The 18,418-nt window shown below is 62.4% G+C and carries 20 protein-coding genes; 9 read left to right on the top strand and 11 right to left on the bottom strand.

Going from position 1 to position 18,418, the window contains the following annotated elements:
- Positions 1 to 47 precede the first annotated feature (47 nt).
- The 7 genes from J3S28_RS04500 to J3S28_RS04470 all read left to right on the top strand — a co-directional run bounded on the left by J3S28_RS04500 (position 48) and on the right by J3S28_RS04470 (position 7,692).
- Entirely contained in the window at positions 48 to 1,670 is a 1,623-nt protein-coding gene (locus J3S28_RS04500) for a polysaccharide deacetylase family protein (RefSeq protein WP_207837964.1), read from the top strand.
- Positions 1,640 to 2,494 carry a hypothetical protein gene (locus J3S28_RS04495; RefSeq protein ID WP_207837951.1) on the top strand — a complete coding sequence of 285 codons (855 nt, stop codon included), beginning with the start codon at positions 1,640 to 1,642 and terminating at the stop codon, positions 2,492 to 2,494. The genes J3S28_RS04500 and J3S28_RS04495 overlap by 31 nt, the downstream gene beginning before the upstream one ends.
- Positions 2,495 to 3,138: 644 nt before the next feature.
- Positions 3,139 to 3,618 (top strand): arsenate reductase/protein-tyrosine-phosphatase family protein, encoded by a 480-nt coding sequence (locus J3S28_RS04490; protein ID WP_307796829.1) that lies wholly within the window; start codon positions 3,139 to 3,141, stop codon positions 3,616 to 3,618.
- A gap of 45 nt (positions 3,619 to 3,663) precedes the next feature.
- Positions 3,664 to 3,873, top strand: coding sequence for a hypothetical protein (locus J3S28_RS04485; protein ID WP_207837949.1), 210 nt, complete (start codon positions 3,664 to 3,666; stop codon positions 3,871 to 3,873).
- A gap of 65 nt (positions 3,874 to 3,938) precedes the next feature.
- The gene (locus tag J3S28_RS04480) at positions 3,939 to 5,561 is read left to right on the top strand and encodes an HNH endonuclease signature motif containing protein (RefSeq protein WP_207837947.1); all 1,623 of its coding nucleotides are present in this window, start codon (positions 3,939 to 3,941) and stop codon (positions 5,559 to 5,561) included.
- Positions 5,562 to 5,724: 163 nt separating this feature from the next.
- A complete protein-coding gene (locus J3S28_RS04475) occupies positions 5,725 to 7,080 on the top strand; it encodes a sensor domain-containing phosphodiesterase (protein WP_207837945.1) in 1,356 nt (451 codons plus the stop codon).
- 177 nt (positions 7,081 to 7,257) lie between these two features.
- The gene (locus tag J3S28_RS04470) at positions 7,258 to 7,692 is read left to right on the top strand and encodes an STAS domain-containing protein (protein ID WP_207837943.1); all 435 of its coding nucleotides are present in this window, start codon (positions 7,258 to 7,260) and stop codon (positions 7,690 to 7,692) included.
- Positions 7,693 to 7,823: 131 nt separating this feature from the next.
- Here J3S28_RS04470 and J3S28_RS04465 read toward each other — a convergent pair whose 3' ends face one another.
- From J3S28_RS04465 to J3S28_RS04435, 7 genes are all read right to left on the bottom strand, one after another.
- Positions 7,824 to 9,737, bottom strand: coding sequence for a signal peptidase I (locus tag J3S28_RS04465; protein ID WP_207837941.1), 1,914 nt, complete (start codon positions 9,735 to 9,737; stop codon positions 7,824 to 7,826).
- The gene (locus J3S28_RS04460) at positions 9,734 to 10,372 is read right to left on the bottom strand and encodes a SipW-dependent-type signal peptide-containing protein (protein WP_207837939.1); all 639 of its coding nucleotides are present in this window, start codon (positions 10,370 to 10,372) and stop codon (positions 9,734 to 9,736) included. Before J3S28_RS04460 ends, J3S28_RS04465 begins: the two co-directional genes overlap by 4 nt.
- Complete coding sequence (locus J3S28_RS04455) at positions 10,356 to 10,964, bottom strand: signal peptidase I (RefSeq protein WP_207837937.1); 609 nt, start codon at positions 10,962 to 10,964, stop codon at positions 10,356 to 10,358. The genes J3S28_RS04460 and J3S28_RS04455 overlap by 17 nt, the downstream gene beginning before the upstream one ends.
- Positions 10,961 to 11,491 (bottom strand): hypothetical protein, encoded by a 531-nt coding sequence (locus J3S28_RS04450; RefSeq protein ID WP_207837935.1) that lies wholly within the window; start codon positions 11,489 to 11,491, stop codon positions 10,961 to 10,963. The genes J3S28_RS04455 and J3S28_RS04450 overlap by 4 nt, the downstream gene beginning before the upstream one ends.
- 3 nt (positions 11,492 to 11,494) lie before the next feature.
- Positions 11,495 to 12,043, bottom strand: a complete 549-nt coding sequence (locus J3S28_RS04445; RefSeq protein ID WP_207837933.1) for an alternate-type signal peptide domain-containing protein — start codon at positions 12,041 to 12,043, stop codon at positions 11,495 to 11,497.
- Positions 12,044 to 12,303: 260 nt separating this feature from the next.
- A complete protein-coding gene (locus J3S28_RS04440; protein WP_237340948.1) occupies positions 12,304 to 12,969 on the bottom strand; it encodes a class F sortase in 666 nt (221 codons plus the stop codon).
- Positions 12,948 to 14,363, bottom strand: coding sequence for an ice-binding family protein (locus J3S28_RS04435; RefSeq protein WP_207837930.1), 1,416 nt, complete (start codon positions 14,361 to 14,363; stop codon positions 12,948 to 12,950). The genes J3S28_RS04440 and J3S28_RS04435 overlap by 22 nt, the downstream gene beginning before the upstream one ends.
- 733 nt (positions 14,364 to 15,096) lie before the next feature.
- Here J3S28_RS04435 and J3S28_RS04430 point away from each other — a divergent pair.
- On the top strand, positions 15,097 to 15,339 hold the full coding sequence (locus J3S28_RS04430) for a hypothetical protein (RefSeq protein ID WP_207837928.1): 243 nt from the start codon (positions 15,097 to 15,099) through the stop codon (positions 15,337 to 15,339).
- 233 nt (positions 15,340 to 15,572) lie between these two features.
- On the opposite strand, the gene J3S28_RS04425 is transcribed toward J3S28_RS04430, so the two are convergent.
- From J3S28_RS04425 to J3S28_RS04415, 3 genes are all read right to left on the bottom strand, one after another.
- Entirely contained in the window at positions 15,573 to 16,145 is a 573-nt protein-coding gene (locus tag J3S28_RS04425) for a hypothetical protein (RefSeq protein WP_207837925.1), read from the bottom strand.
- A 45-nt stretch (positions 16,146 to 16,190) separates the two neighbouring features.
- Positions 16,191 to 16,691, bottom strand: coding sequence for a hypothetical protein (locus J3S28_RS04420; RefSeq protein ID WP_207837923.1), 501 nt, complete (start codon positions 16,689 to 16,691; stop codon positions 16,191 to 16,193).
- 218 nt (positions 16,692 to 16,909) lie between these two features.
- Positions 16,910 to 17,221 carry a hypothetical protein gene (locus J3S28_RS04415; RefSeq protein WP_207837921.1) on the bottom strand — a complete coding sequence of 104 codons (312 nt, stop codon included), beginning with the start codon at positions 17,219 to 17,221 and terminating at the stop codon, positions 16,910 to 16,912.
- A gap of 284 nt (positions 17,222 to 17,505) precedes the next feature.
- Here J3S28_RS04415 and J3S28_RS04410 point away from each other — a divergent pair, with 284 nt between their 5' ends.
- Positions 17,506 to 17,811, top strand: a complete 306-nt coding sequence (locus J3S28_RS04410) for a winged helix-turn-helix transcriptional regulator (RefSeq protein ID WP_372435931.1) — start codon at positions 17,506 to 17,508, stop codon at positions 17,809 to 17,811.
- Between the two features lie 66 nt (positions 17,812 to 17,877).
- Here the strand turns inward: J3S28_RS04410 and J3S28_RS04405 are convergent, their stop codons facing one another.
- Positions 17,878 to 18,324: a PLD nuclease N-terminal domain-containing protein gene (locus J3S28_RS04405; RefSeq protein ID WP_307796827.1), complete on the bottom strand. Its 447-nt coding sequence runs from the start codon at positions 18,322 to 18,324 to the stop codon at positions 17,878 to 17,880.
- Positions 18,325 to 18,418: the final 94 nt, after the last annotated feature.

The raw sequence follows: 18,418 nt of genomic DNA, 5'->3' as shown, positions 1-18,418 counted from the left end.
TTGGCCGTCGTGGTCTACATCTTCGTGCTCAGCCGAGGAACGCTGATATGAAGCTACTCGGACGAGATCGCGCCGCGACCGCGCAGGCGAACATCACCCGCTCGCGCGGAGCGGCGTTGATGCCCGAGCTCGGACCGCCGACCGTCCGCGGGCATATCGGGCACCGATTCACAGCGCTCATCGTCCGGGTTCTGGCGATCGGTGTCGTGGTGTCACTCGTCGCCTCGGCAGTCGGTATCTGGTGGTGGCAGAGGTACATCGGCTTCCGCGAAGACACAGTTGCACCCACCTTCACCTCCGAGGACACCGCGTTGTACGCAGGGTGGGCTGCCGAGAACACCGCCCGTCTCGGAGCAGGATTCGGCGCCGCACCCCTGGTGCTGACCTACCACGACATCAGCAACGACCCCGATGCCGGCGAGTACGTCATCACCCCGGACGCCTTTGCCGCGCAGATGAAGATGCTGCACACCGCCGGCTACCGCACCTTGACCGGCGAGCAGTACACCGATTACCTGCTCGGGACCTCCACCCCACCGGAGCAATCTGTGGTGATCACCTTCGACGACGGCACCTCCGGCCTCTACAAGTACGCCGACACCATCCTCGGCGACTACGGCTTCAGCGCTGTGAGTTTCCTGATCACCTCATCGGTGAGCACCCGGCAGCCGTACTACCTGACCTGGCAACAGATCAACAGGATGCACGACTCGGGGCGCTGGTCTTTCCAATCCCACACCGACGATCTGCACTACCGCACCACCGAGAACGGCCAACTACTCCCGACCATGGCGGCGCACGAAACATTCAACGGCCAGGTCGAAGACGATGCCCAGTTCCGCGAGCGCATGCTTCTCGACGTCGAGGCGTCTGGACAGAAGTTCGCCGACCACGACCTGCCTGCGCCCCAACTGTTTTCCTACCCGTTCTCGGCTCCGAGCTCGCGCATCAGCAACTCTGCTGTCGAGATCTCGTCGCAGATCATCCGCGATCACTACGTTGCCGCCTTCACCAATCAGAGCCACGCGATCGGGCCGGCGCCGGTCTCCGCCGAACAGGTCACCCCGCTCGAAAGACTGGAGATCAAACGCGGAGACACCGAGCGCCAACTGTTCGACCGCATGCGCAGTGCCCAGACCCTGCCGGTGGCCGCGATGGACCCCGTTGCGGTCGACAGCAGCTGGCTCGAACCCGGACGCTACTTCCGTGGTCCGGTCGACGACAGGGAATTGGCCTCGGGCATCGTTCGGTTCGACGCCGACACCCTGACCTACACCGAGGCGCTGTGGGCCGCACAACGCACCGACCAGTGGACGAACTACACGTTGACCGGCACCGCCGTCGACCTCCGCCGCGGCATGTCCGCCGGGTTGCGGGTGCGTACCGGCTCCGGCACCGATCAGTCGGTGCGGCTGATGGTCGGTCAGGACCGCGCCACCGTCACCGACAGCGCCAACCGAACACTGGCCAGCGCGGTGATCCGGGCCGGTGCCACCCACGGCGTCACGATCACGGTGTCGCCGCAGGAGACCAGGATCTGGGTGGACGGCGCTGTGGTGGCCACGGTGCCCTCCCGTGACGGACGCGGCGGTTTCAGCGTGATCGGAAGCAGAACCGCGTCGGCGCAGCCGTTCCCGGCGTGGACGGATCTGCAGATCGCACCCCGTTGATTCACGAGCGCGTGTCCCGGCGCCGGGCCCTGCGAATGGGCCTGGGGGTCATCGCGGCCGGCGGTCTCGTTGCCTGCGGCGGGCGCCAAGGGTCACCTGCGGACAGACACTGGACCCCTGAGTTCGGACCCGGACGAGGCTTGGTCACCAACGAATACGCCCTGCGCCATTCAGAGGGCGAGGGAGCGATCACCTCACCGGACTGGATCGCGACAAGCGGGTCACTGTTCCACGACGGCGGGTGCGGATGGAGTGGCCCGATCGACGGCAACTCACCGGACTCAGGGTCGCTGACGGCGACCGGTTCGGCTGTTCTGAGGGCTCTCTCCCAGCGCGAGGACTTCGCCCGCTTTTCGATGAGCTGCGAGTTGTGGGCGGATGAGCCGACCGAGACCGAGCGGACGCCGGAGCAGGATTACGACGGTGTTCATCTCTTGTTCGGGTACCGCTCACCCGACGACTTGTACGCGGTGACGCTGGTCCGGCGCTCGGGAACGATTGTGTGGAAGCGCAAGGCTCCCCGGGGCACCGGTTCGGGCGCATACCGCACCATCGCCACCGCACCGCTTCCGGCGACGACGCGAACGTGGTCACACTTCGAAGCCGACGTAGGCGTCGACAACAATTCGGTGTCTCTCGCGGTCCGTCAGGATGGCGAACTCGTCCTCGGTGCAATCGATATCGGTGCGCAGCAGTCGCCGCCCCAATTACGGCCGGGGCGAGTTGGCTGGCGCGGAGACAACACCGAGTTCTGGTTTCGCAGTATGTCGGTTGCACCTACCGAGCCTGTCGAGACTGCCGCCGCGAAGCCATCAGCCGAGTAGGCCACTTCATTGCTGCAGTTTCGACGGGCGAATGACCTGATCTCCCGGGCTGCGAAGCTCCGGGAGACCAGGTCAGCGATTCAAAACCCCCGAGTTCTCATATCGGGAACTGCTCGGTTACGACCCGAACGTCTCGATGACGAATGCGATGATCTCGAGGATGTCCAAACTGAATACTGAGGTCATAAATTCTTACTCCTTAAAATGTCAACACACTTATCTATGATAAGGGTTGAAGTACGGAATAATGCATCGTGCCAATTCAGTATATAGAGTCCATTGACAAAAGATGCGGTGAACTCGAATTATTTATTCGAATTCACCGCATTTCCTGCTATAACTGGATCGATTAGATCACTGCACTCCGGAGACGAAGAAGAACAAGAGGTCCATCGCCCAGGGGGTGGTGTTCAGGAAGCCGTCGATAGCGGCGTCAATCGCGGTGTATGTCGACATTGAAGTCTCCCTCTGATTCGTGTGTTGTCGTCGGCGTTCCTACGGGCGCAGGCGAGCGTTACGGCACATGATCGCACGTCCGCCCCAACGCATTCTGCCTGGGCCAGCCGAACCCTGCAGGCCGGGGTTCGGGCACCGACGCGCAATGGTCGAGCGACTGTCGAGTCCGGAGGACGCATACTGAACCGGTGAAAATTCTTGTGGTGTGCACCGGCAACATCTGCCGGTCGCCGATTGCCCAGCGCATGCTCGAACAGCGGAGCAACGAGCTCGGATTGGGTTGGACCGTCTCCAGTGCCGGCACCCGGGCCATGAACGGCCACGAGATGCACCCCGAGAGCGCCCGCGCTTTGCGGGCTCTCGGCTTCGATCCACTCCCCTTCGCCTCCCGCTTTCTGACCCCTCCCCTCGTAGCCGACAGCGACCTGGTCCTGTGCCTGGCCCGCGACCACCGGGCCGCAGCCCGCCAGCTGGCGCCGATCCGCTGGCGCACGATCATCACTCTCCGCGAAGCCGGCCTCGACCCCTCGCTCAGCGCCGATCGCAACGCTGCGTCCCTGGACATTGCCGACCCCCTGGGCAAACCAGCGGCGGAGTTCGACAGGGCCGCGGCCGAGATCGCCGAGGCAATCGATGCGGCGATCCCCGTGATCAGCAAAGGGCTGTAACCGACACGCCGCATCAGTGCTTCTCGTCTCGGCAATACTGAGGCGATGACGGATAACTCGCATCCCGCGCCCGAGACCATGAGTGACGACGAACTCGTGGAGCACATCAAAGATCTACGGGCACGCGTACAAGCGGCGTTCGACAGCACCACGCCCGAAGGCGATCAACTCGAGCAGAGCAACAGTCGAGACGAACTCGACCACGCCAACGAGGTCGCCCGCAGTCGAAAGATCGACGTCCCGCCCGGACGGTAGTTGGGCAGCGCACTGGTTGACCTGCACCAACGGGACTGTCAGAGGCATGTGCCATAGTCGAACACATGAGCGAATCAGGCGGTCTCTTGAACGTCATCCAGCACATGGATGCCGCCGAGTTGGTCGTTGCGCGCGAGGCGATCTCGCAGCGTCTGACTCAAGTCCCGCTCACTACGTTGTCGGACGAGCAAGTGGTGGAGACCGCTCAGGTGGTCGAGACCGGGCGGCGCCGCGAAGACGCGCTCTCGGTGCGGTGGGCACTCGAACTGCGCGAGCGCGGCGCCGCGGCCAAGCGAGGATTGAAGCCGGGCAAGTATCTGTCGTCGCTGTTGCGGCTGAACGTCGACCACGCCGGCGCACGCTACAAAGCCGCGGAGCGGGTCGGCTACCGCCGCGAGCTCTCCGGTGATCTACTCCCTGCTCCGTACCCGGCGACCGCTGCGGCGTTGACCGACGGTGCCATCGAGTTTGCTCACTACCGAATCATCCACAAGACCTTGAAGGCGCTTCCGCACGTTCTGCGAGGACCGGAGATGTGGTCGAGGGTCGAAGCTGATCTCGCAGCGTATGCGCGCACCATGTCGCCTGAAGACCTGACCAAAGCCGCCCAGCGACTGATCGCCTACCTCAACCCCGACGGCGAGTTCACCGACGACGCCGATCGTGCCCGAACGAGAGCATTCAACGTGTCGCGCCCCGGTATCGATCACATGTCGGGCATCTCGGGAAATCTGACACCGGCAACCCGGGCGTTATGGGATGCCCTGGCTGAGAAGTGGGCCCGGCAGGGAATGAACAATCCGGCTGACCCGCAGTCTCCGAGCGGCAACGGCGATCTGGCAGACCAAGAGGCACTTGCCGCAGCCGCAGAACGCGACGACCGCACGCAGGATCAACGCAACCACGACGCGTTTCACCGGATGCTCGAGCACGTGGTGGGCTCGCGGGCCGTCGGCCAGCACAGAGGGCACGCCGCAAAGGTCGTGGTCACCATGACCCTGGACGAGCTGGAGAAAGAGACCGGGATCGCCACCACCGCCTCCGGCGGCACCCTTCCGGTCCGGGACGCGCTGGCGCTTGCCGGCTCCAGCCGAAAGTTCCTCGCACTCTTGGACAACGCGCACCGACCGCTGTTTCTCGGTCGCGAAGCGCGATTGGCCTCCGCCGACCAGCGCATCGCCCTCATTGCCGCCGAGCGCGGGTGCTCCCGCCCAGGCTGCGACCAACCCGCCACTCGCACGGCCGTGCACCATATGCGGGAGTGGAGGAACGGCGGCTACACCGACATCACAGTCCTCACTTTGGTGTGCGACCCCGACCACGGACGGATACACGACGGTGAGCACGGCTGGATCACCGAACTGATCACCTCGGAAACTGGTCCACCCGAGTGGGTAGGTCGAGTCGGGTGGCGCCAACGCGGCACCGACGACCCTCTCACCCCGAACGACACCCACTTTCCTGAACGCCACTTCCAGGAGACCGTGGCTGCCCTGCGCGCTCAGAGCGAAGCTGAAGAAGCACACGCCGCCTGGTTCCGGCAGAGAGCCAAAGAAGAACTATTCGAAGCGAATTGGCAGATCGAACACCCGGATTGGCACGCCGAAGAACAACGATGGATCGCAGAAGTCGAACAGTTACCTGATCCCGAACCACCGCCCAGCGACTGGTTCAGTGACGCGGCCTGATCCCGCAGAATTCGCCACCCATAGGAGACTCTCGCTCGGGGACGGCCGTCGACTCCGGCGAAGCTGTTGCCTCAAAAGGTGCGTTGTGGTCACATGTCCGCCCAAGAATCGGTAAAACTCTTAGTACGGCAGACTCAACCCTGAGACCCCGAGGAGTCTGGCCATGACGGATGACGACCGCCGCGCACGATCGGCGGCGCACTACACCAAGTTGGCGCCGACGCCTGGGCTGACTGCGGTTGTCGAGCTGGCTGCTCAGATCACCGGATGTCCGGTTGCCATGGTCAACGTGGTCGACGGTGCTCACCAGTACACCATCGCCGCCCACGGCATCAGCACCGGCATAGTCGTGCCGCTACGGCTGTCTGGATGTGCCCGCGTCATCACCGGGAATGCACCGATAGTCATTGCCGACGCTGCCGACCGCGGCGAAGACGGCGAACTGGCAACCCTCTTGCGTGACGTCGGGTTCCGCACATACGCGGGCGTCCCCGTGCTGGGACGCGAGGGATTGCCGGTAGCCACCCTCTGTGTCCTCGATCCGGATCCGCAAGCCGATCGGATCATTGACGTCGCAACTCTGGAACGGCTCGCCATTCTCGTGCGTGACGCGCTCGACGTCGCTCGCTCGCAAGGCGGTCACCTCTCCACCGAAGATCTGCCGAACGCAGAACCCCTCGACAACGCCGTGACAACAATCGAGATCGGCGTCCGTGAGGTGGCAAGCGCAGTAGACAACGACGAGATCGTGCCCTGGTACATGCCGATCATCGACCTGGAGACCGGAGGCCTTCTGGCGGTGGAGGCTTTGGCGAGGTGGCTCCACCCCACCCTCGGCATCCTCCCGCCGGGCGCCTTTGTGCCGTTGATCGAAAACACCGATCTGATCATCGACTTCGATCTGGCCATGTTGGCGCGTGCTCTCGACGATCTGCGGCGGTGGCGAACCACTGACACCGATGCCGCCGATGTGAAGGTCGCCGTCAACATGTCGGCACACCACTTCTACCGTCCCGACTGTGCCGACCGGATCGACAAGGTGGCCACTGCCGCCGGTATCGCATCGGACTCGATCATCCTCGAGATCACGGAGACCGTCGCAGTCCCGACCACGGCACTGATCAATTCCCGGGTCATCAACGAGCTACAGGAGCGCGGTTACATCGTGGTCCTCGACGACATCGGCGGCCCCTGGCTGCCTGCCGAGCATCTGCTGTCGTTCGGCGTGAACGGGCTGAAGGCCGATCGTGCAGTCGGTTCATCGCTCCACACACCCACCGGCCGCGCCCTCGCTCGGGCTTTGACCGCGTTGACCGACGAACTGGGTCAGTTCTTGGTCATCGAGGGCATCGAAACCGCCGAGCAGGCGCACCAAGCCCGCATCATCGGTGCCCGCTACGGACAAGGGTTCTACTGGTCCGCTGCGCAGCCCGCCCATGCCTTTCCCACGTTCCGTCTCGCGGGAAGGTTAAATCCTCCCGGCGCTGGACAACCTGGTAGAGACGGGAACGCTCCTTGAGCCATCGACCTGGCGTCACCACCGGCAGCGTTGTGACCTGGCAAAAGGGCGCTTTGTTACCCTTTAGTAGGGATTGTGTGGCATCATTGGCCTCGGTGCAGTCCGAGCCATTTTCTGACAGTCGTATACATAACTCGCGACGAGTCAGCACAGTTGGTAGTCGAAGGGACAACCACCGTGCATACGCAATCCTCTTTTTTAGTTTCCGAAAATGACAACCTGAAGCTTTTCAAGGGCGCTCCGTTGAGCGTCGTCACCAGGCAACGCCAGGGTACGACCATTCTCTCGGTTGAGGGGGAGATCGATCTACTGACCGCGCCGCAACTCACCGAAGCACTGCTTACGGCAATCACAGCCGAATCACGTTGCCTGATCATCGATTTGACAGGCACGACGTTCCTGTCCTCAGCCGGCATGCAAGTTCTGATCGACGCCCAATCCGCGGTCTCACCTAGTGGGCATCTGGGCGTCGTGGCCAACGGTCCCGCGACAGCCGGGATCATGAAACTCGTTGGACTCGACAACATTCTGACCATCTCGCCCACCGTCGACGCTGCGATCACGACGTTCATTCACGCGGATCGCGATGACATGGAGTATCAGATCGCTTGACCGGCACGGTCTGTGCCTGACCACATCTGCTCCACCTTCAGCGATCTGCTCCACTTCCAGTGCGCTGGAAGTGGAGCAGATTTGTGTATGTGGAGCAGATTGCCTGATCACTCACCAGCGGACTGGAGACATCAGCTCGGCGTTGTCACCCACACTCCGGATTGGCGGCTGATGGTGACCGATCCCGTCGCGCTGATCACTCGCAATTCGTCTGAACCCGGAACCCACTGCAGGCTGTCGTCGAGCGCCGCCGACACGCGGTGGACCTCCACCCCGTCCGCGCTGCGGATGATCACCGCCGGGCCGGACGCGGTCTGCATCAACTGAGCCGAGTAGTTTCCGGTCGACGAGATCGTGGTCGCCGACAGTGCCTCCTCGGCCGGCGATGTCGGTGCAGCGGTGGTGGTCGAGGTCGACGTGGGAGTCGACGTGGTCATTGACGTGGTCGTTGTTGTGGTTGTGGTCGGGGTGGTCGGCGTAGTACTCGTCGTCACGGGCGGTGCGGCAGACGGTGATGTATCGGCAGTTGTAGAACTTTGCGTCGGCGACGACGTGCCGCCGGGGCTCGTCGTCGTGGTGGGTGCGGCCATCCGGGCACCTGCTGCGGGCGCTACGCATGCCACGCCGTTGGCAGCACTGGCAGTCACCTGCCGGGATACAAACTCTGTCGACTGGGTGGTGTCGTTCACGCGGGTACGAACCTCGACAACCGCACCGGTGCCGCTCAGATGTGCGGCCGTGAGTTCGCTGTAGGCAAGTGTCTTCGTCACCGCTTGCCCTGCGGGCGTAGCGCCGGCCGTCAAGATGTTCGACGTGTATGCAATGCTGCCGGTGGTCGCGTCCCGCACTATGAAGCGGTAGGTGTACCCGGAAAGGTGCGGCCACGAGAACGTGGCAGTCTTCTGCGCAGTATTCGTCACGCACGTGATGGACGCCGGTGGCGGGATGTAGGCCGTGGCCCCGGATGTCTCCAGGCCGAAACGGCATTGCAGGTTGGACGAATACAAACTCTTGTACACACGATAGCCACGCCAGCCCGCAGAAACAGCACCCCCGGGAAGCATCGTATGAATCTCGGCATCGTAGTCCCACGAAACGATGTCAATCGGAAATCCGCTGGCGCCGAGAGTTGCCGACAGAGTCGAACCGACAGCTGCTGATCCGGGGTTGACGTCGACGGTTCGCCACACATTGCCCGAGAGGTCGCGAAGGATGATCCGGTACTGGTAGGGAGCGCCGAGGTGCTTCCAGTCCAGTGTCACCACGGCAGGACTCGTCAACGTGCTGTTGGTGCAGGTGACGTAGGTCAACCCGAAAAATGGATCGTTCAACCGCGGGACGAAATCGCTGCGAGACGCGAACGAACCCGTGGTGGCCGTAGCCGAATCAGTATAGGCCGCCGCGGATCCCTGAGCATTGCCGGCGACGACCGCCAATGCTGTTGCGAGTCCGACAATTACGAGGGACGAGGCACTGCTTGCGAGGTGTTGTGGCTTGCGCGGGCGAGTCGGCGGGCGGGCCTTGTTCGACCGCCGACGGCCGGCGGGGAAGACCACGAGCCACAGCAGCGCGACCACCGCCAGTCCGCCGAGGACTTTAGCGGCGGGAGTGTGAAGCCAAGCGGCCACATACCCGAGCCCGTCGACGTGGAAGACGACCCGCTCGGCGGCGGTGATCACGTAGGACTGGGCGTCCGGAACGCTGTTGGCGTCACCTTGAAGGGTGAGTGCTGCAGCCTTTTCCGTGGTCGAGTCGACCGATACGACGCGGTGGGTGATGTGGATGCCGTGTTGGTTCGTGATGCTGATGACGTCGCCGGGTCGGATGTCGGTAGCGGGGACCGTGCGTGCGATGGCCAAGGCGCCCGTCGGCATGGTCGGTTCCATCGACCCCGACTGAACGATCAGCGGTGTGATGCCGAACAGCAGAGCAGCCGCGGCAGTGATGATGCACAAGAGGCCGGTGACGGCGCCCATCGTCAGCGCCACCTCGCGGACGATGCGTGCGCGGCGGCGGACAGGTCGATTGCTGTCGGTGTCGGTCATGTTGTCGTCGCATTGAAGGTCAGGGTCACCGATTGCAGGGTCTGAGATTGCACGCTCAGCGGCGTCGCCGGGACGAGGGTGACCACGAAGCAGAGGTTCTGCGTGTTCGTTTCAGCGGTTGTACCCAGCGGCTGGGCCGCGGTGATGACCGGGACCGTAGCCGCGGCCTGCAGCATTGCAGTTCCGAGTTGCGGGCCGCCGCAACTTCCCGTGGCCAAGCCGTTGGTTGTGCCGTTTGTCGGTGCGCTACTGGCGAATACGGCCATCCGAAGGAAGTTGGTGAGCGCCGGACTTCCTGCGGCAGTGCGGGCCGTCATGGTGTAGATCAGCGGAAGCGTCGACAGGGTGTTCTGTACTTGCAACGTCGCTGCCCTGCTGTCGCCGGGCAGCATGTTGGTCATGCTCAGACCCGTGGCACCGCTGAACGTGTAACTCTTGACCCCGTTGACACGAAGGTCCACCACGCCGGTCTTGAAGTCGCCGGAGGTGGCGCCGGCGGAGTTGCTCCACAACGCCATCGTCCCGACGGCTCCGAGTCCCAAGACGATGCCCAGGGCCAGGATCGCGCGCACTCGAACCCCGAGCGACCCCATGAACGCAGTTCGGACGGCGGTCCAGTCAGCGCCGGGCGCCATGATCCGAATCCTCTCTCACGACTCGTTCGTCCGCGGGTTCGCGCCGCTTCCGCCGCCGGTCCCGGATGCTTCCGCCGGTCATCACGATCGCGTAGGAGAACAGACCCGTGACGATGGCACCGATGACCCAGGCGCGGTGTTGGCCGGTCAACCAATTGTTGACGTGTCCCAGGTAGGGGATGCTGTACCAGACCTCTCCTCGGATTTGCTCGACCACAACCGGTTTGGGATCCGGGACGTCGTTGGCGTCACCCTGCGTGGTGTAGGTGCGCTCACCCAGCGTGTTCTGCGACGTGGCGACGATCCGGTGAGTGACCACCGCCGGCCGGCCGGTCTGCAGCTGGTAAGTGATGGCGTCGCCGATCTGGAGGTCGTCGGCGTCGGCCGGTCTGACGACAATGAGCGTTCCCGGCGGATACGTCGGCTGCATCGACCCGGTGAGCACGGTGAACCGCTCGGCATTGCCGGCCGCCGGGATGAGGAACGTGATCACGAGGAGCGCGAGCATGGCGAACAGCAACGCCCACGACAGAGCCGTGCGGACCCACCAGAGAGGTCCGGCGGACTCCTCCACTGACACAGATACGGTCATAGCTGTTGATCCGCCCGAAAATTGAGGGTGACTTTGGTGGTCTTGTTCTGCAAAGCGCCGGCACCGACAGTTGCGCGTAAACACCAGACCTCCGAGGTGTTTGCCTGCACCGTTCGTGCCGTGGACGGTGCCGGAAACACCGTCCACGGCCCGGCGACGACACCCGATGGACTGCCACTTGCCGGGCAGCCGGCGACACTGCTGACAACCGACGCGCTGAAGGTGAGTGGTACATCAATCGTGGTGGGAACCACCGACACAAGTCGGTAAGCCGCCTTCGTGTCGCCGACCACCGAGATGGTCAGCGGACGTTGTACCACCGAACCAGGGACCAGACCGGCGCCCCCGAAGTCGTTCCAGGCGTAGTTCTGGGACCCACCGGCCAGGATTCTCAGCTGGCCCGAGGTGACAGTCGCGCTGCCGGTCTGCTCCTGATCGCGCCAGGATGCACCTGTTTGTTGTGCTGAGATCACGCCGAGCGCTGTGATCGCGATGGCGACCGCAGCGCTCAGCCAAAGCTTCTTCATAGATCAGGGGTTGACGTTCTGTTGCAGGGTCAGAGTGGTCTCCGCAAGGTTGGCGGTCTGATTCTGCGCTGTGAGACCCTCCGTGGCCGGGTCGAATGTCATCGTCACATTGACCGTGATGGGTTGTGACACTTCGGCGGGAGTGATCTGCACCCCGGCGGGGCCACTCGGGAGGTCAACGCCGTTGGCGGTCGCGGTGACCGACGGGTTCAGCGCCGCCTGAAGCTCGGCGTCGCCCGTCACTGCACCGATATTGGCCGACAGGGTTGCAGTCAGGTTGTCGCCGGTGGCATTGACCGCCGTTTCGCAGGCGTACGACACGACGTCGCCCGGGACGATGCGGAACGCAGCAATACTGGCGATCGTGGTGTCGTTGTTCACGTCCGTCCAGACCCCACCTCCGGTGCAATCGTCCAGTGACAGTTCGCCCGAGCTGATCGACCCACCGGGAGAGGTGGCACTGTCATTCCAGAATGCCAAACTGCCGAGACCACCCAGGAGGAGAACAGCCCCTGCGCCGGCGGCCACTGCTGCTTTTGTTTGCTTCTTCATTTATTTCTCAATTCTTTTCGCCGTGCAGGGGGTTACATCACCATATAGACAATTGGGCGGAGATCGTTACACGAAAGTGTGTTTCTGGGACAGAAGATCCACGTAGTGGTTTTCTGCTGATAAACGAACCAAGCTGTGTGCCAACGATGTTGGCACACAGCATGTTCGAAAAATAGTTGTTCCCGGAGATAAATTCTCAGCCCGCCGATTTTGCGCTCCAATAAATTCGCGCGCTAGAATTCGGCGAGCCGAACAATTAATTAGCCCGTACCCACCAATTTTGCGAATGCCACGATGTTGTCGTCGTAGCTGTCGGCGTTTTCATCAAATGCGCCGCCGCAGGTGACCAGGCGCAGACCCGCGTAGTCGAGGGTGCCGTAGACCAGGTCCGTCGGAAACTCGTCCTTGGGGAACGCTGTCACTTCAGTGACTTCGAACTTCGCGATACTGCCGTCCTGCCGCGTCACGGCGATCTCAGCGCCCGGCTTCAGGTTGCGGAGCTCATAGAACACCCCGGGCGCGCCGGCCCAGTCGACGTGACCGGCGATGACGGACGGCCCTTGCTCGCCGGGCGTGGGTGCTCCTGTGTACCAGCCTGCGGGGAATCCCGCCTTCGGAACCTGCAGGGCGCCATCGGCATCGAGTCCCAGGTCCATCAGCGGCGAGTCCACGTCGATCGAGGGGATCTCGATCCGACTCGGTACCGACTTCGTCAGTCCTGCATTGCTGACAGCCGGATCGACGGCCAGTTCTGAGATCGGCACCTCGCCGACGTCCGAAGCCACATCGTTTGCGCACCCGCTTACCGCGAACGTCAGTACCGCCAGGATGGCGACAACGAGGGCCGCCACACGACCGGCGGGCCGCAGGCCGTACTTCCTTGGGGCCGTTGCCGACGTGCGCATCAGCGCGCCCAAGCTGTGCATGTTGTCGCGTATCCGAGTTGGCGGAGCCACCGGGGATCGAGTATCGCGCGTGCGACGACGCTGCCGTCACCGGTGTCGATTGAACCGCGCGGCACGTTGGGAACCTGCTTGCCTGGTGAGGGCGCCTCCGGCGTGATGGCCGGCCCGGCTTCAGGTGCCGGTTGTGTAGTACCCGGCAATCCTGGGGTGGACGGCAATCCTGGGATAGACGGCAGACCCGGAATGTTCGGCAATGACGGGAGAGCGGGTATCGACGGCAACGTCGGCACGGTGGTCTCGTCAGTGGTCGGCACGGTAGGAATGGTCTCGTTCGTTATCGTGCTGTCGGTTGTCTCGTCCGTCGTGGTTGTTTCGTCGGTCGTGGTCGTCTCGTCGGTCGTGGTCGTCTCGTCCGTCGTGGTCGTCTCGTCCGTCGTAGTCGTCTCGTCCGTCGTAGTCGTCTCGTCGGTCGTAGTCGTCTCGTCGGTCGTAGTCGTCTCGTCGGTCGTAGTCGTCTCGTCCGTCGTAGTCGTCTCGTCCGTCGTAGTCGTCTCGTCGGTCGTAGTCGTCTCGTCGGTCGTAGTCGTCTCGTCGGTCGTAGTCGTCTCGTCCGTTGTAGTCGTCTCGTCCGTCGTTGTCGTGATCGGCGGCGCGCAGGCCGACCGTGTAATGTCGTTGGCCAGCAGCGTGACTGAACCATCCAGAGCTATCAGACGGCCATCGATATCAGCACCGGTTCCGACGTTGATGCTGGCTCGGGCGAGGATGTTGCCGACGAAGTCAGTATTGGAACCGAGAGTGGCTGAACTGCTCACCTGCCAAAAGACGTTGCACGCCTGAGCGCCGTTGACCAATGACACCGAGCTGTTCACAGCTGTGGTGAGCGTCGAGGCGCTTTGAAAGACCCACACCGAATCCGGATTGTTCTTTCCGTCGAGCGTGAGAGTGCCGGTGAGGCCCAACGCTCCGCCGGAGTTGTACACGCCGCCCACCAGAGTCTGGCCGCCGAGTTCGACAGCCGTTTCGATCGGTGGTTGCTGGCCCGCGAGATTGCCGTACGCGCTCTCGGCGGAGAGCTTCGCCCGCTGGCTCACCTCGTCGTTTCCGTGATTGACCCCGGAAAAGTTGATCGAATTGGCGCCCGGACCGAGCCCGGTGATGGAACCGGTCGGATGACTGCCGATGTCACCGGCGACGTTTGTGGTCCCCGCATTCGTGATGCCGGCGCCCGCCAACACGCCGAAGCTGGTCGCGGTCCCCAGACCTGGATTGACCGCTGCCGCAGACGCGGTGGTGGCGGTGAATGTGATCGCCGCGAGGCACACCGCACCAACTGATGTGGCGGCGATCAGCAAGCTCTTTGTACGTTTGTTCTGCGGATTACGGTTGAATTTCGTGAGCGTGGCTTTTCGCATACGCGTGGACCAGTCCTATCGAACATCTGCTTTGGCGACCACGCCGAGTGATGAGATTTGGGTTGAATCTGCACTTCTGCAACATATTCCGCAGAATTTTCAGCTCGGTCATGTCCGTGAACACTGCTGACTGCACCGTATTGGACAGACAGAGCTGACGCTTAACCCAAGCAGTCGAAAAGGATGTCCCCCCGCGAGGTCCAGAGCTGGGGTAAACCAACGCTTCCCTAGTTTCCAAGGAGCCGTCGGTGTGTACCGCCTGAGCCCAGTAGGCGCTTCATGCACGTTAAAGTCAAGTATCGCTCCCGGAGGTCCGCGGATGCGCAATCGAGAAACATCAATAAAATTCCAGGGAGGGTCGCCCTGGGACGTCGCCCTGCGCGCGAATGAGCACGCAGAGGGTTGTCCTGCAACGGATTAAGGTTCGATCAGGTCTCGCCCGGTGGATAAATTCTTGGATGTCGATAATCGTTAGCGAAACGAATCACCTATTCAGCAACAAACGTTGTCACCTTTGCAGGTAACGCGACACCACGACCTGACGATAACCTGAGTAATGGTCAGTTCATGCCGATGCCGACCTCCGATGTACGCACCTTGCTTCTCGCTCATTCTTTGAGCGAGATGAGCTCTCAGATGAGTCTGCTGCTCCGATTCAGTCGCCGAAACAGGAGCGACACCCTGGGGCCACCGCACCGTCTGGCATGCTCACGAACTGGGGAGAGCCGCCGCCATGATCGATCATGACTACGTGAGAAGCGTCGAACGCTGCCTTGACTGTGGCGGTGAAGTGCTGGTCGAGGTGGCCTACGACGATCGGGGCGCCAGCTTCTTCACAGGTCCCACAGTGCAGGGTTACGACTGTCAGGAGCGTGACTGCGGCAGTCAGTTCGACACGTTCGAGTGGGACACCCGGACACGCAACAGCGCTGCACCCAGCCGCGGATCACTCGTCGCGACCCTGCGAGGTCGATAGTTCTTCTCTTCACACTGACAGTTACAGCGACTGCAGCCCGATCATCCGGCGGTCCGAGGAGAAGATCCAGCCCTATGCCATGCTTCTTTCCTGCTGCTCACATCGATGCCTACTTCATCCTCGTTCGGGCCCACGTCGCCAGCACCCGGCATTCGGCCTTTGATGGACAAAAATTGGATGGACTCAAGGACACGCGTTCGACACCCGGGGAGCTCAAGCCTGCCTCGAATGACTCAGCGCGGCTGTGAGGGTGAGGATGGTGGCGGATTCGCGTCACCAGGGGAAGGAATCGGGAAGGTCAGTGTTGGGGAGGTAGCCAGCGGTGCCGGCAGTGCCACACGTTGCTCCTTGTGTGAGACCGGGAGTTCAAGAATGGCCTTCAGAGCGTCGAGGGTGGGTCCGCCGCATTCGTCGAGCGGGTAGCGAGGAATCAGCCCACCGCCGCTGGCGTCGATCAGCCAGAGTTCAGGCATGGCAACAAGCGAGTAGTCGCAGGTTTGTTTCTTGCGATCTCTGCCTGTGAGAGCCTCGACTGCGACCGTGAACTCGCCTCGATATCTTGTCTCGAGGTATTGATCGCCCGGATTGTCGCGCGGACCACCTTTGCCCATCTCCCCGCAGACCAACGCCTCAACGGGAGCAAAGTCCAGGGGTACTCGCGCTGGGTCAGGTGGGTCGTTACCTGTGCATGCAGGCGTCTGCAATTGGACTGCAGTGGCCGGCGGTAGGTCGACGTACTGGGCGCAACCCACCATCAGCAACAGTGCCGCCGCTGTCACAAGCTGCGGGATGCGAAGCGTCGTCATTCGCATAGTCGTTGAGCCCCAAATGCTGTCATACAGGTGGACATGTCATTGCCCACTCGTCGGGGGCACTGTCCTTTGCCACCAACCCCGCAATCCCACCGCAACGACCACCAATGCCAAGGTCACAACCGGGCTCAGGTCGTCATCGAATATTACGCCAGGTGTTGCCAATCCCAGGACCGCCAGCGCCGCGAAGGGAACGGTCACGGTCGCAGCGGCGGTAACCACGTCGCGATGGGTGCACGCTTCCCACAACGCTGCGGCGACCACGACGACAAACGCGGCGACCGAGTAGAACGCCGGTTCCAGCCACCAATTAGTGGTCTCGTCCGAGACGTAGGCCTTCGTCATCATCACTCCGTCCAGGCGGGAGTACGAACCCGAATACGCCACCTCGTCCGCTCCGAAGGACGGAGGCACGAACGGCACATAACGCTCACCGGCAAGCCATGTCACGCCGCCGGCAATGAGGCTGGCAACAATGAACACCCACCACGCCGCATCACCCAACGTCCGCAAACGTTTAGGACCCCCACCATCAGACATACACGCACACTATGACTCATACCCAATTGGCGATTGGGCGGTACCGAATACGTTGCGCCACAGAAAGACCAGCACGTCCGGTTTCGCAAAACATCCGGAATTCGGCTTTTGGTCGTTTTGTTGACGGAGCCCAGGCGAGTAACGAAATACGCATTCTCGCTCCGGACTCCGACCGCGCCAGGCAGCACGCCATCAATGCCTACCAAACATCAGTCACGTCAGACTCGCGCCTGCCTGTCCACGAGTGGCCCACGGAGCGCCTGGGACAACAGCAGAATCGCTGCGATCGTGCTGGGTATCGCGATGGGTGATCGCAAGAGCGTGAGCACTATGGCTACCGCCCACGCCGCAACACCTCCAATGAGCACGATCACGATGCCGATGCCTGCTCCGTCTTGCACTCGCAGTCCCACGCTCAGTTGGATGAGCAGCAGAGCAGCAACCGAGACGATTGCCGCCAGGGTGTAGAGCACGGCGTCAGCAGCAGGCAGTAAACCTCCCGCCCACGTCATGACGGGGGTCACGCTCACGAGGGCCACCACTGCACCGTCCAAGTGTCCAGGGCGTTGCGACTGTTCAACCGATTTCACGTTCACGTCGTCCTCCTCGGTGCTGTGAGACTCGGCGGCGTGATCGTGGTGATTCGTGGAGCCAGCCCTTCTCGCTCCTCTGGTATAGCAAGTAGTGCGCGTAAAAGTTAGTATGTACATTTTCGTCCATATGGACGGAAATGTCCCCATTGGAGGTGAGCATGGCTGCAGCGGAGCCTGACAGCATCAGAGGGCCAGTTCAGCGCGCGATGGATGTATGTCCCGTGGAAGTCGCCATCGCCGTTCTAGGCGGTGCGTGGAAGATGACGATCATCAAGCATCTTCTCGAGGGACCGCTTCGCTACGGAGAGTTACGCCGTCGTGTGGGAAGCGTGACCCCCCGGGTACTGACTCGCCAGCTGCGTGAGCTGGAACATGATGGGATTGTGGTGCGACACGCGTATGCCGAAGTTCCTCCTCGCGTGGAGTATTCGCTGACTTCAACCGGTGAGGGCCTGAAGGCCTTTGCGCTCGAACTCAACCAGTGGGGCGACGATTACATCAAGAAGCTGGCGGCGACAAGCCGATAGCGATCACCTCAGCCAGCGAACCCGACTGAAGTGTGGGTCCGGCGCCACACTTGCCGGCCGAATCCGTCAGATGGCGGACCCGTTCGTCCCGTCGCGACGACGACGTTCGACTTCAGCGACCCGGCGTTGCTCCTGCGCCCGCTCACGGACCTGTCTCAGGAACTCGGCGTCGGCCGCGGGGTCCTGCGGAATAAACCTGCCAGGACGGTCGTATTCCGGAAAAGCCGCGACCACCGCCGATGATGCCCGCGGCATACCTCGCCTCCCACCACGACGCTTACGCCGAAACCTGCGCGCGCTGGGACGACCGATCACCAGCCACACCAGCGTGCCGACAATCGGCACTGCCACCACGACCAGAAACCACACCCACCGCGGCATCAGCCGAACTCCGGTGTCGTCGCGGCACAGCACGTCGATCAGCCCGATCACCAACGCAAGCAGCATCAATGCGATCGCCACCGATGTGTACGAAAGCCCCGGGTTGCCGATCAACGCGAGATCTATCAGCACCCGTCCCACCCCTCATCTGGCCTGTAGACACATCGCGACCCACCGGATAATTTCACGCTCGGCAGCACACCGATAGCCATCGTTCAGTGGACTC

This window comes from Williamsia soli (assembly GCF_017377795.1).
Taxonomy (GTDB): Bacteria; Actinomycetota; Actinomycetes; order Mycobacteriales; family Mycobacteriaceae; genus Williamsia; species Williamsia soli.
This window is presented reverse-complemented; position numbering and strand designations above follow the sequence as displayed.

Bases quoted from the DNA above. Each gene is read 5' to 3' on its own strand.
- J3S28_RS04500 (WP_207837964.1), top strand. From the start codon at position 48: ATGAAGCTACTCGGACGAGATCGCGCCGCGACCGCGCAGGCGAACATC.
- J3S28_RS04485 (WP_207837949.1), top strand. From the start codon at position 3,664: ATGACGGATAACTCGCATCCCGCGCCCGAGACCATGAGTGACGACGAA.
- J3S28_RS04480 (WP_207837947.1), top strand. From the start codon at position 3,939: ATGAGCGAATCAGGCGGTCTCTTGAACGTCATCCAGCACATGGATGCC.
- J3S28_RS04475 (WP_207837945.1), top strand. From the start codon at position 5,725: ATGACGGATGACGACCGCCGCGCACGATCGGCGGCGCACTACACCAAG.
- J3S28_RS04465 (WP_207837941.1), bottom strand. From the start codon at position 9,737: ATGACCGACACCGACAGCAATCGACCTGTCCGCCGCCGCGCACGCATC.
- J3S28_RS04460 (WP_207837939.1), bottom strand. From the start codon at position 10,372: ATGGCGCCCGGCGCTGACTGGACCGCCGTCCGAACTGCGTTCATGGGG.
- J3S28_RS04455 (WP_207837937.1), bottom strand. From the start codon at position 10,964: ATGACCGTATCTGTGTCAGTGGAGGAGTCCGCCGGACCTCTCTGGTGG.
- J3S28_RS04450 (WP_207837935.1), bottom strand. From the start codon at position 11,491: ATGAAGAAGCTTTGGCTGAGCGCTGCGGTCGCCATCGCGATCACAGCG.
- J3S28_RS04445 (WP_207837933.1), bottom strand. From the start codon at position 12,043: ATGAAGAAGCAAACAAAAGCAGCAGTGGCCGCCGGCGCAGGGGCTGTT.
- J3S28_RS04440 (WP_237340948.1), bottom strand. From the start codon at position 12,969: ATGCACAGCTTGGGCGCGCTGATGCGCACGTCGGCAACGGCCCCAAGG.
- J3S28_RS04435 (WP_207837930.1), bottom strand. From the start codon at position 14,363: ATGCGAAAAGCCACGCTCACGAAATTCAACCGTAATCCGCAGAACAAA.
- J3S28_RS04430 (WP_207837928.1), top strand. From the start codon at position 15,097: ATGATCGATCATGACTACGTGAGAAGCGTCGAACGCTGCCTTGACTGT.
- J3S28_RS04425 (WP_207837925.1), bottom strand. From the start codon at position 16,145: ATGACGACGCTTCGCATCCCGCAGCTTGTGACAGCGGCGGCACTGTTG.
- J3S28_RS04420 (WP_207837923.1), bottom strand. From the start codon at position 16,691: ATGTCTGATGGTGGGGGTCCTAAACGTTTGCGGACGTTGGGTGATGCG.